Below are 13,032 nucleotides of genomic sequence, written 5' to 3'. Positions count from 1 at the left end.
CCCCGGACCCCCGCGCCGTCCCCGCCCCCGTTCTCCCCTGACCGCCACGACCGCCCGGCGCACAGTCCCGCCCAGCCGGTCCCGGCGCGCTGGTGTCGCCCAGCCGCCGCCAGACGCTGGTTCCAGCCGTCTCAGCGCCAGCCGCCGGGTTCCAGCTGGCGCTCAGGGGTGTCTCGGCGTGCCGGAGGCACCCCTGAGCACCAGCCGGTGCCGGGCCGTGCGGAGTCTCGCGGCCCCCGGCTGGTTCTGGAGGCTGCTCGGGGTGGTTACCAGCCGCGGGTGCCTGGAGGGCCTTTGAACGGGCCGGTGATGTCGGGGGTGATCCAGCCGCCGTAGAAGTCGCCCTCCTGCGGCTGGACCACTACGCCGTTCACCGTGCACTCGTCGACGCGGCTCGGGTAGAAGGCGACCGCGCCGACCAGCTCCGCGTACGCCGGTGTCGGATTTTGATAAGACCACGCCACCGGCGCGCCGCCCTCGGTGAGGGTCCAGTACGTCGCGTCGCCCTTGAACTCGCAGTAGGAGCGGCCCGGGGCCTGCACCAGCGCGCCCGCGGCGATGTCCGAGCGTGGCACGTAGTAGACCGGCGGGTGCGAGGTCTCCAGGACCCGCCAGCACCGGGTGCTGCGGACCAGCGGCACACCGGCGTGGGTGATGGTCACGATGGCGTCGGTGCGTTCCAGCCGCGGTGGACGCGGATAATCCCAGACCGATTCCATCCCATCACCGTACGCCGGTGTGCCGGCCCCTAGACGGTCGTGCAGACGGTGCCGTTGAGGGTGAAGACCGTGGGCAGCACGTTGGGGCCGCTGTAGCCGCCGACGAAGCCCGCCGACGTGGTCGCCCCGGCGGCCAGGGCGTCGCCCACCGCCCGGACGGTGCGGCCGTTCTGGTCCCAGGTGGCGCTCCAGCCGCCGTTCATGGTCTGCCACCCGGTCGGCCAGGTGAAGGTGAGCGTCCATCCGGTCAGCGCGCTCGTGGTGTTGTTGGTGATGTCGACCGAGGCGACGAAGCCGTTGCCCCAGTCGTTGGTATCGCGCAGCTTCACCGTGCACGCGGCGCCGGCCGGGGTGCCGGTGGTGAACGTCAGCGGCGGCGACGGCGGTGACTGCCGGCCGGCGGTGTCGCGGGCCAGCACGTTGACCGTGTAGCGGCGGCCCGGGTCCAGGTTGCGCACGGTCAGTGACGTGCCGGTGGTCTCGCCGAGCAGTTCGGCGGTGCCGCCGTTCTGCCGGTACACCTCGTATTTCACGCCGGCGGCGACGGCCGGCCAGCTGATCGTGGCGGTCCGGTCGGTGACCGTCGCGGTGGGCCGGGCGGGTGCGCTCGGGCCGCCCGCCTCGGTCCGGTTCGGGTGCAGGGTGACCAGCGTGATCGAGTACGGGGTGAGCGTCTGCGCGGCAGCCGTGCCGCTCGCGCCGGTGGTCACCGCGTCGGCGCCGTCGGCGAACGTGGCGACGGCCGGTGTCGCCGGCGAGGGCGTGAAGCCCTGGTAGTTCAGGGCGACGGTGTGGCTCGCGTCCGGGTCCTTGTTGATCAGCAGGACCGCGAGGTCGCCGTTGGTGCGGCGGACGGCGTGCGCGCTGACCAGCGGGTCGTCGGCGCCGGCCGCCACGAACCGGTCACCGGGGCGGGCGAACGACCCGACCAGCGACAGCGCGTGGTACGGCGCGAACGGCGTGTTCAGCGGCGGCTCGCAGGTCGTGCCGTCGGCGGTGCAGTTGCCGCTGGAGAGCAGCCCGTAGTCGCCGTAGTCGGTCTTCCCGGCGACGGTGGAGACCTTGTCGATGCCGTTGTGGACGTTCCACCACTGGACGGTGAAGACGCCCTGGGCGAGCAGGCCGCTGTAGACGTCGGCCAGGAACAGCGCGCCGGGCTGGGTGGTGCGGCCGACGTCGACGTTCGTCTCGGTCATGCTGATCTGGATCCGGCTCGCGTTCGCGCCCGCGTACTGGTTGATCTGCTGGCGCAGCAGGAACGTGGCGTCCTGGATCTGCGCGGGCTTGGTGAGCGTCTCGGCCGGGGTGGCGCCGCCCGGGTACCAGTGCACGTCGACGAAGTCGATCGCGGCGCCGGCCCGGGAGAGCACCTCGGTGTTCCAGGTGCCCTGGTCGCCGGTGCCGACGATGCCGTCCGGCCAGTTGCCCGGCATGGTGAGCACCGCGCCCACCTTGATCGTCGGGTCGACGGCCTTCATGGCCTGGGAGTAGGCGATGACATTCGACGCGTACTCGGCCGGGCTCTTGTCGGCGTGCTCGTCGGCCTCCCACGCCGAGCCGTAGTGGCCGTTGCCGTAGTTCTCGTTGCCGATCGTCCAGTACCGGGCGCCGTAGCCCTTGGTGACGTTGGCGTAGCGGACCCAGTCGGCGGCTTCCTGTGCCGTACCGGTGCCGTAGTTCGCGATGATCATCGGTTCGGCGCCGGTACGCCGGGCCCCGGCCATGAACGTGTCGAAGTCGGTGTTCGGCGCGACGTAGCCGCCGGGCGCGGTGTGGTCGCGCCAGTGGTAGATGTCGGCGTAGGAGCCGCCCGGGTAGCGCAGCATCTTCACGCCCGCGTCGTGCAGCAGGTCGGCGACGGCCGGGGTGCCGAGCTGGGAGTCCCAGATGGCGTGGTTGATCCCGAGCGCGGCGTCTCCGACGGTGGCGAGCCCGGCTCGGACGTCGACATCGACGTGGGTGGTGGCGGGGGCGGCGGCGTGCGCGCCGGGCGGCGCGGCGGCGGCGACGGCGGCGGTCATGGCGAGCAGGACGGTGCTCGCCATGGTGCGCCGGAGGAACGTGGACGGCATCGGCATCTCCGCGGTGAAAGGGGATGAGTGGGAGCGCTCCCATCGTTGATCCGGCGAGCACGGGTGTCAATGTTTCGCGAGCGTTACGTCGCGACGGCCGGAAAGGTTCACCGGGTTCACATTTCGTGACGATCACCACCCGAGTACCCGCAAACCCCCCTCTCGAGCGTCAGGGCACTAACGAGTGAATCGACGTTGTAGATCGCGAAGGGGCGACCTTTGACTCCGACGGCACTAGCGGACCGGCTACGCCTCGATGCGCTACGGCGCCTGGCGCGAAGACCGGTGAACTGGTATCGCCGCTGGCCACGCTGGTGCAAGCGGGTCCTGGCCGGTCTGGTCGCGGCCCAGCTGGTGCTGGTGCTGGCCGCAGCCGGGTACGTCTGGAGCGTCGACCTGCCGCCGGACCCGGTGCCCCCGCAGGCGTCGGTGCTCTACTACCGCGACGGCACGACCGTGCTCGCCCGGTTCGGGCCGACCGACCGCACCGACGTCACCATCGACAAGATCCCGGTGGACGTGCGGCGGGCGTTCATCGCCGCCGAGGACCGCGGCTTCTACGAGCACCACGGCGTCTCGGTGCGCGGGCTGGCCCGGGCGCTGTGGTCGAACATCGTCAGCGACAGCGGCGAGGGCGCCTCCACGATCACCCAGCAGTACGTCCGCAACGCGTACCTCACCCAGGAGCGGACGGTCACCCGCAAGGCCAAGGAGGCCGCGCTCGCGCTGAAGGTGGAGAGCACGTTCAGCAAGGACGAGATCCTGCGGCGCTACCTCAACACCATCTACTTCGGCCGCGGCGCGTACGGCATCGAAGCGGCCGCCCAGGCGTTCTTCGGCCGGTCCGTCGACCACCTGACCGGGTACCAGGGCTCGGTGCTGGCCGCCATGGTCAAGGACCCGACCCGGGGTGACCCGGCGGTCGATCCGACGTGGACGCTGAACCGCTGGAAGTGGATCGTGCGGGCGATGAGCGACGCGGGCTGGCTGCCGCCCGGCGCGGCCGAGCAGACGCCCTACCCGGACGTGGCGAAGGAGTCGGTCACGGCGAGCACCATCGGCGGGCCGGCCGGGCTGATCACCGACCGGGTCGAGGACGAGCTGGTGGCCGCGGGCTTCAGTCGCCAGCAGGTCCGCACCGGCGGGCTGCGGATCACCACGACGCTGGACGCGACCGCGCAGCAGGCCGCCGTGAAGAGCATCGCGAAGGCCCTGCACGGACAGCCCGACGAGCTGCGCTCCGCGCTGGTGGCGATCGACCCGCAGGACGGCGGGGTGCGTGCCTACTACGGCGGGGACCGGGGGCGCGGGTACTTCGACGACGCGCTCGCCGCCCGGCCGCCGGCCTCGACGTTCAAGCCGCTGGTGCTGGCGGCCGCCGAGGAGCACGACATCAACTACCGGTCGTACTACAACGGGAGCTCGCCGCGGCAGTTCACCGACCGGGGCGGTGCGCCGCTCTACAACCTGGACAACATGCAGTGCCCGGTCTGCCCGCTGGACATCGCGATGGTGCACTCGCTGAACACGCCGTTCTATGCCCTCGCCGAGCAGCTCGGGCCGGTCGCGATCCGCAAGCTGGCCCGCCGGCTGGGCATCCCGGAGAAGTACGGCGACCAGACCACGATGGTCGACCTCAAGGGTGAGCTGAGCCCCGGCCGCACCCGCTCCGACATCGCCATCGGCCGGTACCCGGTGACGCCGGCCGACCTGGCCACCGTCTACGCCACCATGGCCGGGGGCGGCAACCGCGCGGACCGGCACTTCGTGCAGTCGGTGACCAGCGCCGGGGGCTCGGTGCCGTACCGGCACGTGGTGAAGCGGACCCGGGTGCTCGACGGCGGGGTGGCCGCGGACGTGGGCGCGGTGCTGGCCCAGGTGGTCGAGCACGACGGGGCGGTGCCCGGGGTGCCGGCCGCCGCGAAGACCGGCTCCCAGCAGTACGGCAACACCAGCGACTCGTCGGACGCGTGGACCGCCGGGTGGGCGCAGGGATTGGCTGCCGTGGTCTGGCTGGGGCGCGACAAGCCCGGCCCGATCCGTACGAAAAAAGGGACAGCGATCAACGGCGACGGCATGCCGTACGAAATCTTCAAGTCCTTCCTGTCCGGGGCCTTGAGCGGACAGCCGGCCCGGGCCCTCGCCTCGGCGGCCGAGGTCGGTCAGGTCCGCAAGGACGATCTGCGGACCCTCGAACCCGGCACCGAGATGGCGCCCGGGCGGATGTTCCCGGGGCCGCAGAAGGGCGATCTGGTCGACAAGTCCCTCGCGGTCGGCTCCTGGGACGAGCGGGTCACCCGGCTGACCGGAGCCCTGCAGAAGTACGCGGTGAGCGCACCGGACTTCTCGGTCTCGGTGGTCGACCGCAAGACCGGGCACACCTACGACTACCGCGGCGACCGCGAGTTCGAGACCGCCAGCGTGGTCAAGCTCGAGCTGCTGGCTGCGCTGATGCTGCAGGTGCAGGACGCGAACCGCAAGCTCACCACGGCCGAGAAGAAGCGGGTCCGCAAGATGATCGTGGCCAGCGACAACGACGCCGCGGTGCAGGTCTACGACGCGATCGGCGGCCCGGACGGGCTGCGTGACGCGCTGCAGCGGCTCGGCCTGAACGACACCGAGCCGGACGAGCAGTTCGGGCTGTCCCGGACCACCGCCGCCGACCAGACCCGGATGGTGCTCGCGCTGACCGGCAGCGGCGGCCCGCTCACCAAGGCGTCCAAGGACGCGATCCTGCAGCTGATGTCGCAGGTCAACGCGGATCAGACGTGGGGGGTCAGCGCCGCGTCGTTCTCCGGCGAGCAGACCGCGCAGAAGAACGGCTGGCTGTCGCGGTCCAGCGAGAGCGGCAAGTGGATCGTGAACACCACCGGGCGGATCAGCGGCGCCAAGACCGACGTGGCGATGTCGGTGCTCTCGCACGGCAACAGCGACCAGCCGGCCGGCATCGCGGTCGTCGAGCAGGTCGCCGCCATGACCCGCAGCTATCTGGGCTGGTAGAGGCAGGGAGGAGCCCGCCCGTTGAAACGGTCAGGGCTCCTCCCACATGCTTGTCGAGGTCGGTGACTCGAACTCCTCGAAGACCAACAACGTACGGGTGTTCACCACCCCCGGCATGCCCTGGATCTCGTCGAGCACCAGCCGGCGCAGGTCGGTGTTGTCCTTCGCCCGGACCAGCAGGATCACGTCGAACTCGCCGCCGACCAGGGCGATGTGCACGACACCGGGCAGCATCCGCAGCCGCTCGCCGACCACCCGCCACTCCGCCTGGCGCAGGTTCACCGTGACGTACGCCGACGTGGCCATCCCGGCGGCCAGGTGATCGACCTCGGCCCGGAACCCCTTGATCACGTTCGTCTCGCGCAGCCGCTGGACCCGCGCGTACGCGTTCGCCCGGGAGATGTGCAGCGTCTCGGAGAGTTTCCGGATCGGCATCCGGCCGTCCCGGCTGAGCTCGGCGAGAATCCGCCGGTCGATGTCGTCAAGCGTGCTGGCCACGTGTCTTCAACTCCTCGCCCGAACGCCCGTTCAGTTGGACGATTGGCATCGTACAGCGGGTCCTGGGGCCGGTTTTTCTCGTTCTCTTCCGGGTTCTGGATCACAGGTGACGGGAGCCACACGATTACCGCATGACACCTGACTCCCGTCGGCTGTTGCCGTCCCCGACCCCGGTCAGTCTCATCGACCCCGAGGGCCGGGCGGTGGAGAACAGCCCGTACCCGGCTCCGGACGACGCGACCCTGCTGCGGTCGCTCGGGAAGCTGATCACCGCGCGCCGGCTCAACGACCAGGCGTACGCCCTGGTCCGGCAGGGCCGGCTGGCCGTCTACCCGTCCTCGCACGGCCAGGAGGCCTGCCAGGTCGCGGCGGCGCAGGTGCTCGACACGCAGGACTGGCTGTTCCCCACCTACCGCGACACGGTCGCCGCGGTCGGCAAGGGTGTCGACCCGGTCGAGGCGCTCAGCCTGCTCAAGGGGGACTGGCACTGCGGCTACGACCCGTACGAGCACCGGGTCGCCCCGCACGCCACCCCGCTGGCCACCCAGCTGCCGCACGCGGTCGGTGTCGCCCACGCGGCCCGGCTGCGCGGCGAGCCGACCGTGGTGATGGCCATGTGCGGCGACGGCGGTACCAGCGAGGGCGACTTCCACGAGGCGCTGAACTTCGCCGCGGTGTTCCAGGCCCCGGTGGTCTTCTTCGTGCAGAACAACGAGTACGCGATCAGCGTCCCCCTCGCTCGCCAGACCGCCGCGCCGTCGCTGGCGCACAAGGGCATCGGCTACGGCGTCCCCGGCGAACGCGTCGACGGCAACGACATGGCCGCCCTGCTCGCGGTGCTCGGCACGGCCGTGGACCGGGCCCGCAACGGCGAGGGCCCGCAGCTGATCGAGGCGCACACCTACCGGATGCAGGCGCACACCAACGCCGACGACGCCACCCGGTACCGCGACGACGCCGACGTGGCGGCCTGGGTGCACCGCGACCCGATCACCCGGCTGCGCACCTACCTGACCGAGCGCGGCGCGCTCACCGACCAGGCCGCCGCCGACTTCACCGCCGAGGCCGAGCGGGCCGCCACCCACCTGCGCGACGGTCTCAACCTCGACATCGAACCCAACCCCGAAGACCTTTTCGCGTACGTCTACGCGAGCCCCACCCCGCAGCTGCGGGAACAGTCCGCCCTGATCGCGGACGAGCTGAGCCGGGAAGGAGCCCGATGACCACCACCGTCGCCCACGAGAAGCTGTCGATGGCGCAGGCGCTGAACCGGGCGCTGCGCGACGCGATGACCGACGACCCGTCGGTGGTGCTGTTCGGGGAGGACATCGGCGCGCTCGGTGGCGTCTTCCGGATCACCGACGGGCTCACCGCCGCGTTCGGTGAGAGCCGCTGCTTCGACACCCCGCTCGCCGAGTCCGGCATCGTCGGGATGGCCGTCGGGATGGCGATGAACGGGATGCGCCCGGTCGTCGAGATGCAGTTCGACGCGTTCGCCTACCCGGCGTTCGAGCAGATCATCAGCCACGTGGCGAAGATGCGGAACCGGACCCGGGGCCGCGTCGGGCTGCCCATGGTGATCCGGGTGCCCTACGCCGGCGGGATCGGCGGGGTGGAGCACCACTGCGACTCGTCCGAGGCGTACTACGCGCACACGCCGGGGCTGCAGGTCGTCGCGCCGGCCACCCCCTCGGACGCGTACACGCTGCTGCGCGCCGCGATCGAGTCACCGGACCCGGTGGTGTTCCTGGAGCCGAAGAAGCTCTACTGGAGCAAGGAAGAGGTCGAGTTCCCGTCGCGGGCGGCCGGGATCGGCACCGCGGTGATCCGGCGCGAGGGGACCGACGCGACGCTCATCGCGTACGGGCCGTCGGTGCCGGTGGCGCTCGAGGCGGCCGCGGTCGCCGCGCAGGAGGGGCGCAGCCTGCAGGTGGTCGACCTGCGCTCGATCGTGCCGTTCGACGACGCGACCGTGTGCGCGGCGGTGCGCTCGACCGGCCGGGCCGTCGTGATCACCGAGTCGTCCGGGTTCGCCGGGGTGTCCGCCGAGATCGTGGCGCGGGTGACCGAGCGGTGCTTCACCTCGCTGGCGGCGCCGGTGCGCCGGGTGACCGGGATGGACATCCCGTACCCGCCGCCGAAGCTGGAGCACTTCCAGCTGCCCGGGGTGGACCGGGTGCTGGACGCCGTCGACGACTTGTCATGGGAGCAGTGAGATGACGACGTTTCTGCTGCCGGACCTCGGCGAAGGGCTGACCGAGGCGGAGATCGTGCAGTGGCTGGTGGCCGAGGGCGACGACGTGGCCGTGGACCAGTGCATCGCCGAGGTGGAGACCGCGAAATCGGTGGTGGAGGTGCCGTCGCCGTATGCGGGGCGGGTGGCGACGCTGCACGTGCCGGCCGGGACCACCCTGGCCGTCGGGCAGCCGTTGATCACGGTGACTCCGGCCGCGGCGGAGACCCCGGCCGCGCCGGTCGCGGATGCTGCCGCGTCCTACCGCGAGGAGGAGCAGGCCGGGTCCGGCAACGTGCTGATCGGGTACGGGACGTCCGGCGGGGCGGTCACGGCGCGCAAGCGGAAGCCGCGGGCTGACATCCGTACCGAAGAAAAAGCGGAACCGGTCAGCAGCGCGCGCCCACCGCAGGTGATCTCGCCGCTGGTCCGCAATCTGGCCCGGACCAACAACATCGACCTGCGGAAGGTCGAGCCGACCGGCCGCGGCGGCGTGATCATGCGGGCCGATGTGGAGCGGGCTCTCCACACAACCCCGACGGCTGTCGCCGGGGAGCGCCGGACGCCCCTCAGCGGCTTCCGCAAGGCCGCCGCCGTCGCCCTGGGCCGCAGCCGCAGCGAGATCCCGGAAGCCACCGTCTGGGTCGACGTCGACGCCACCAACCTGTGGGCGCTGCGCGAGAGCCTGCCGACCGGCCCCGGCCTGCTCGCCTACCTCGCCCGGTTCACGGTCGCCGCGCTGCGCGAATACCCGGTGCTCAACGCCCGCTTCGACGCCGACCGCCAGGAGATCGTCGAGTTCGACCAGATCAACCTCGGCATCGCCGTGCAGGGTGACCGCGGCCTGGTCGTGCCCGCCGTGATCGGCGCCGAGGCGATGACCACCACCGGGCTCGGCGAGGAGATCCGCCGGCTCACCGCGACAGCCCGCGAGGGTCGCAGCACCACGCGGGAGCTGACGGCCGGCACGTTCACCCTGAACAACTACGGCAGTTTCGGCGTCGACGGCAGCGCCGCGATCATCAATCACCCGCAGGTGGCGATCCTGGGCTTCGGACGGATCCTGGACCGGGCCTGGGTGGTCGGCGGTGAGCTGTGCGTTCGTAAGATCACGCAGATGAGCTTCGTGTTCGACCACCGGGTCTGCGACGGCGGGACGGCGGCCGGTTTCATGCGCAGCGTCGCCGACGCGATCGAGAACCCGGCGTCGGTGATCGCCCGGCTGTGATCACGCTCTTCAACAACCTGGTCGCGGGCGGCCCGGCGGGCGACGTCGCGCTCGGGCCGCAGCTGCTGCGCGACGGTCGCGGCGACGAGCGGGACATCCTGCGGATCTACTCGCCCGCGCCGACCGCGGCGTTCAGCCGCCGGGACACGCTGCGCCCGGGATACGAGCGGGCCACCGCCGCGGTGCGCCGGCACGGATTCGTCCCGGTGGTCCGTCCGCAGGGCGGCAGCCTCGCCGCGTACCACCGGGGCAGCGTGGTCGTCGACCACGTGCACCGGGCGGCGCTCGAGTCGCCCGATCCGGTCGAGCGGTTCGAGCGGTTCGCGGCGCTGCACACCGCGATGCTGGTGAGCCTCGGCGTCGACGCGCGGATCGGCCCGGTGCCCGGTGAGTACTGCCCGGGCGAGTACAGCGTGAACGCCGGCGGCGCGAAGATCGTCGGCTCGGCGCAGCGGGTGACCCGGGACGGCTGGCTGTTCAGCACGGTCATCCAGGTCAGCGGGGCGGCGGTGCTGCGCGAGGTGCTGACCGCGGCGTACGCCGAACTGGACTACCCGTTCGACCCGGCGACCGTGGGCGCGGCCGAGGACACCGTCCCGGCGCTGACGGCGGCGGCGGTGACCGCGGCAGTACGCGCCGCCTACGGTCTTTGACAGCACGCTGTCAATCGTGGCAAGGTCTCCGGTATGGACGAACAGGCCGGGCCCGGTGACGCGTGGAGTCAGTTCGTCCAGGCGGTCTTCGAGGTCAACGGACTGATCAACCAGGCGGGTGAGGGCATCGCCGGCCCGCTGGGTCAGAGCTCGGCGCGGTGGCACGTGCTCGGCCGGGCGTTCCGGCCGCAGACCGTGGCCGCGATGGCGGCCGACATGGGTCACGCCCGGCAGAGCGTCCAGCGGATCACCGACGCCCTGGAGCGGGACGGCCTGATCGCCTACCGGCCGCATCCGACCGACCGCCGCACTCAGCTCGTCGAGCTGACCGCGCCGGGCCGCGCCGTGCTCGAGGAGATCTATCAGCGCCAGCTGGCCTGGTCCGCCGGGGTCACCGAGCAGCTCGGCGAGTCCACGTTGCGCACGCTCGCGACGTCGCTGCGGGACGTCTCCCGCACGCTTTCCGATCCACGATCGTAGGGAGCTCCAGACCATGGCTCGATTCGTCGTGCTCTACCGCGCGCCGCACGAGGTCGCCGCCCGGTTCGTGACGGCCACCCCGGAGGAGGCCGTGATCGGCGTCCAGCAGTGGACGGACTGGTTCACGCGGCTCGGCCCGGCGCTCGTCGACCCGGGCCGTCCACTGGGCCACACGACGACCGTGTCCCGCACGGGCGTCGCGGACGCACCGACCGAGATCGTCGGGATGACCATCCTGGAGGCCGCCTCGATGGACGAGGCCGTCGCGCTGGTCGGCGATCACCACCATCTGCAGTGGTCCGACCAGTGCACGATCACGATCCTCGAGGAGATGGGTATCCCGGAGGTCGAGGCCGGCCTGGTCGGCTGACTACCGGCGGAAGCTGCCGACCAGGGTGTTGAGCTGGGACGCCATCCGGGCCAGCTCGGCGGTCGCCTGCTGGGTCTCGGCGATGCCCTGGGTGGTCGACTCGGCCGCGGTCGCCACCGCGGTGATGCCCTGCGAGATCTCGTTGGTGCCGGACGCCGCCTCGGAGACACTGCGGCTCATCTCGGCCGTGGTGGCGGTCTGCTCCTCGACCGCCGAGGCGATCGTGGTCTGGAAGTCGCTGATCCGGGAGATCACCAGGGAGATCTCCTCGATCGCGGCGACCGCGCCGCTGGTGTCCGCCTGGATCGCCTCGACCCGGCTGGAGATGTCCTCGGTGGCCCGGGCGGTCTCCTGCGCGAGGTCCTTGACCTCCGACGCGACGACGGCGAACCCCTTGCCCGCGTCGCCGGCCCGGGCCGCTTCGATGGTGGCGTTCAGGGCGAGCAGGTTGGTCTGCTCGGCGATCGAGGTGATCACCTTGATCACGTTGCCGATCTCGGCGGACGACTCGCCGAGCTTCTTCATGGTCGCCGAGGTGGCCTCGGTGACGTTGACCGCCTCGGTCGCGACCCGGGCCGCCTCGGACGCGTTCTGCGAGATCTCCCGGATCGACGCGCCCATCTCCTCGCTGCCCGCCGAGACGGTGTCGACGCTGCGGGAGATCTCCTCGGCGGCGGCCGAGACGGCCTGCGCCTCGGTCGAGGCCTGCAGGGCGGAGTCGGCGATGTGCGCGGCTGCGCCGGTCATCTGCTCGGACGCGCCCGCGAGCGACGCCGCGGACTGCTCGATGGTCGACACGGTCTCCCGCAGGTTCACGATCGCCGCGTCGAGGGCCTGGCCCATCCGGCCGGGCTCGTCGCGCCCGGTCAGCCCGCTGGTGTGGGTGAGGTCGTTCACCGCGAGGGCGTCGCACACCTCACGGACCCTCGCCAGCGACCGCACGATGCCCCGGGCGACCACGGCCCCGATCCCGATCGCCAGGACCACCCCCAAAATCAAGATCACCAACGCCAGCGTACGACTGGACCGGTACGTGTCCTGGGCCGCGTCGGCGTTCTTCACCGCGTCGGCCTTCTCCGCCGCGTCCAGCTCGTCGAGCCTCGACCCGATCTTCTGCATCAGCGGCTCGGCCTCGGTGTCGCGCACCGCCGACCAGGCAGCCAGCTTGCTGTTGTTGCCGAGGGTCAGCATCTTGTCCTTGGCGATCGTGGCGTACTGACTCCACGTGGCGGCCAGCGCGTCGATGGTGTCCGGGTTGCCGGCCGGGTTGCTGTCCCGGTACGCGGTCATGGCGTCGTCGAATGCCTGCAGATCAGCGGTGAAGTCGTCGGCGAACCCGGCGGCGACGGTCTTGTCGGGCGACAGTGCCTGGTTCGCCGAGTCGCCCTGCGCCTTCTCCACCGCGGTCTGCAACCGGCCGACCGCGGTGATGCTCGCGACGTTGCTGGTCGAGATCTGTGCGGCCGCGGCACTCGTCTTGCCCAGGCCGACGATCCCGGTCACGCCGACCACCACGGCGACCGCGGCGGCCACGCACACCGCGGCGATCACTTTGACGCTCACGCCCACGTCGGCGAGCCAGTTCTTACCCGTCACGTCCTGCCCCCGAAAGTCACGACGACCGCGCCGGACTGCGCGCGTTTCCTCCCATGGTCACCCCTGTGGTCGGAGATTTCGCCGCTTTGCGGGGTACGGCGGCGGCCCGGCCCGCGGCGGCCGGCGGCGGACCGCCCGGTCCGGACGGCGCGGCCGTGACAGAACGGGCGGTCCGCTATTTGT

The 13,032-nt window shown here is 71.5% G+C and carries 11 protein-coding genes; 7 read left to right on the top strand and 4 right to left on the bottom strand.

Going from position 1 to position 13,032, the window contains the following annotated elements; genetic code table 11:
- Positions 1-266: 266 nt before the first annotated feature.
- Together ADL15_RS03020 and ADL15_RS03015 are read right to left on the bottom strand one after the other, a co-directional pair.
- Complete coding sequence (locus tag ADL15_RS03020) at positions 267-719, bottom strand: DUF427 domain-containing protein (RefSeq protein ID WP_067684911.1); 453 nt, start codon at positions 717-719, stop codon at positions 267-269.
- Between the two features lie 29 nt (positions 720-748).
- On the bottom strand, positions 749-2,791 hold the full coding sequence (locus ADL15_RS03015; RefSeq protein WP_067684914.1) for a cellulose binding domain-containing protein: 2,043 nt from the start codon (positions 2,789-2,791) through the stop codon (positions 749-751).
- Between the two features lie 285 nt (positions 2,792-3,076).
- On the opposite strand from ADL15_RS03015, the gene ADL15_RS03010 reads away from it, so the two are divergent.
- Positions 3,077-5,791, top strand: a complete 2,715-nt coding sequence (locus tag ADL15_RS03010) for a transglycosylase domain-containing protein (protein WP_232343867.1) — start codon at positions 3,077-3,079, stop codon at positions 5,789-5,791.
- A 30-nt stretch (positions 5,792-5,821) separates the two neighbouring features.
- Here the strand turns inward: ADL15_RS03010 and ADL15_RS03005 are convergent, their stop codons facing one another.
- Positions 5,822-6,289 (bottom strand): Lrp/AsnC family transcriptional regulator, encoded by a 468-nt coding sequence (locus ADL15_RS03005; protein WP_067684909.1) that lies wholly within the window; start codon positions 6,287-6,289, stop codon positions 5,822-5,824.
- 131 nt (positions 6,290-6,420) lie between these two features.
- On the opposite strand from ADL15_RS03005, the gene pdhA reads away from it, so the two are divergent.
- Genes pdhA through ADL15_RS02975 form a run of 6 tightly spaced genes read left to right on the top strand, consistent with a single transcriptional unit; the run spans position 6,421 to position 11,253 of the window.
- Complete coding sequence (pdhA, locus tag ADL15_RS03000) at positions 6,421-7,512, top strand: pyruvate dehydrogenase (acetyl-transferring) E1 component subunit alpha (RefSeq protein WP_067684908.1); 1,092 nt, start codon at positions 6,421-6,423, stop codon at positions 7,510-7,512.
- Positions 7,509-8,504: an alpha-ketoacid dehydrogenase subunit beta gene (locus ADL15_RS02995; protein ID WP_067684907.1), complete on the top strand. Its 996-nt coding sequence runs from the start codon at positions 7,509-7,511 to the stop codon at positions 8,502-8,504. Before pdhA ends, ADL15_RS02995 begins: the two co-directional genes overlap by 4 nt.
- A gap of 1 nt (position 8,505) precedes the next feature.
- Positions 8,506-9,750: a dihydrolipoamide acetyltransferase family protein gene (locus ADL15_RS02990; RefSeq protein ID WP_067684905.1), complete on the top strand. Its 1,245-nt coding sequence runs from the start codon at positions 8,506-8,508 to the stop codon at positions 9,748-9,750.
- Complete coding sequence (locus ADL15_RS02985; RefSeq protein ID WP_067684902.1) at positions 9,747-10,403, top strand: lipoate--protein ligase family protein; 657 nt, start codon at positions 9,747-9,749, stop codon at positions 10,401-10,403. Before ADL15_RS02990 ends, ADL15_RS02985 begins: the two co-directional genes overlap by 4 nt.
- A gap of 33 nt (positions 10,404-10,436) precedes the next feature.
- Positions 10,437-10,883, top strand: coding sequence for a MarR family winged helix-turn-helix transcriptional regulator (locus ADL15_RS02980; protein ID WP_067684900.1), 447 nt, complete (start codon positions 10,437-10,439; stop codon positions 10,881-10,883).
- Positions 10,884-10,896: 13 nt separating this feature from the next.
- The gene (locus ADL15_RS02975; protein WP_067684898.1) at positions 10,897-11,253 is read left to right on the top strand and encodes a YciI family protein; all 357 of its coding nucleotides are present in this window, start codon (positions 10,897-10,899) and stop codon (positions 11,251-11,253) included.
- Here the strand turns inward: ADL15_RS02975 and ADL15_RS02970 are convergent, their stop codons facing one another.
- Entirely contained in the window at positions 11,254-12,849 is a 1,596-nt protein-coding gene (locus ADL15_RS02970; protein WP_067684896.1) for a methyl-accepting chemotaxis protein, read from the bottom strand.
- Between the last annotated feature and the right edge of the window lie 183 nt (positions 12,850-13,032).

The organism is Actinoplanes awajinensis subsp. mycoplanecinus (assembly GCF_001509495.1).
Classification (GTDB): Bacteria; Actinomycetota; Actinomycetes; order Mycobacteriales; family Micromonosporaceae; genus Actinoplanes; species Actinoplanes palleronii.
Note: the sequence above shows the minus strand (reverse complement) of the source record. Positions and strands in the feature narration are given on the sequence as shown.

Excerpts from the sequence above, each read along its gene's own strand:
- ADL15_RS02980 (WP_067684900.1), top strand. The coding sequence starts at position 10,437 with ATGGACGAACAGGCCGGGCCCGGTGACGCGTGGAGTCAGTTCGTCCAG.
- ADL15_RS02995 (WP_067684907.1), top strand. The coding sequence starts at position 7,509 with ATGACCACCACCGTCGCCCACGAGAAGCTGTCGATGGCGCAGGCGCTG.
- ADL15_RS02975 (WP_067684898.1), top strand. The coding sequence starts at position 10,897 with ATGGCTCGATTCGTCGTGCTCTACCGCGCGCCGCACGAGGTCGCCGCC.
- ADL15_RS02990 (WP_067684905.1), top strand. The coding sequence starts at position 8,506 with ATGACGACGTTTCTGCTGCCGGACCTCGGCGAAGGGCTGACCGAGGCG.
- ADL15_RS03015 (WP_067684914.1), bottom strand. The coding sequence starts at position 2,791 with ATGCCGTCCACGTTCCTCCGGCGCACCATGGCGAGCACCGTCCTGCTC.
- pdhA (WP_067684908.1), top strand. The coding sequence starts at position 6,421 with ATGACACCTGACTCCCGTCGGCTGTTGCCGTCCCCGACCCCGGTCAGT.
- ADL15_RS03020 (WP_067684911.1), bottom strand. The coding sequence starts at position 719 with ATGGAATCGGTCTGGGATTATCCGCGTCCACCGCGGCTGGAACGCACC.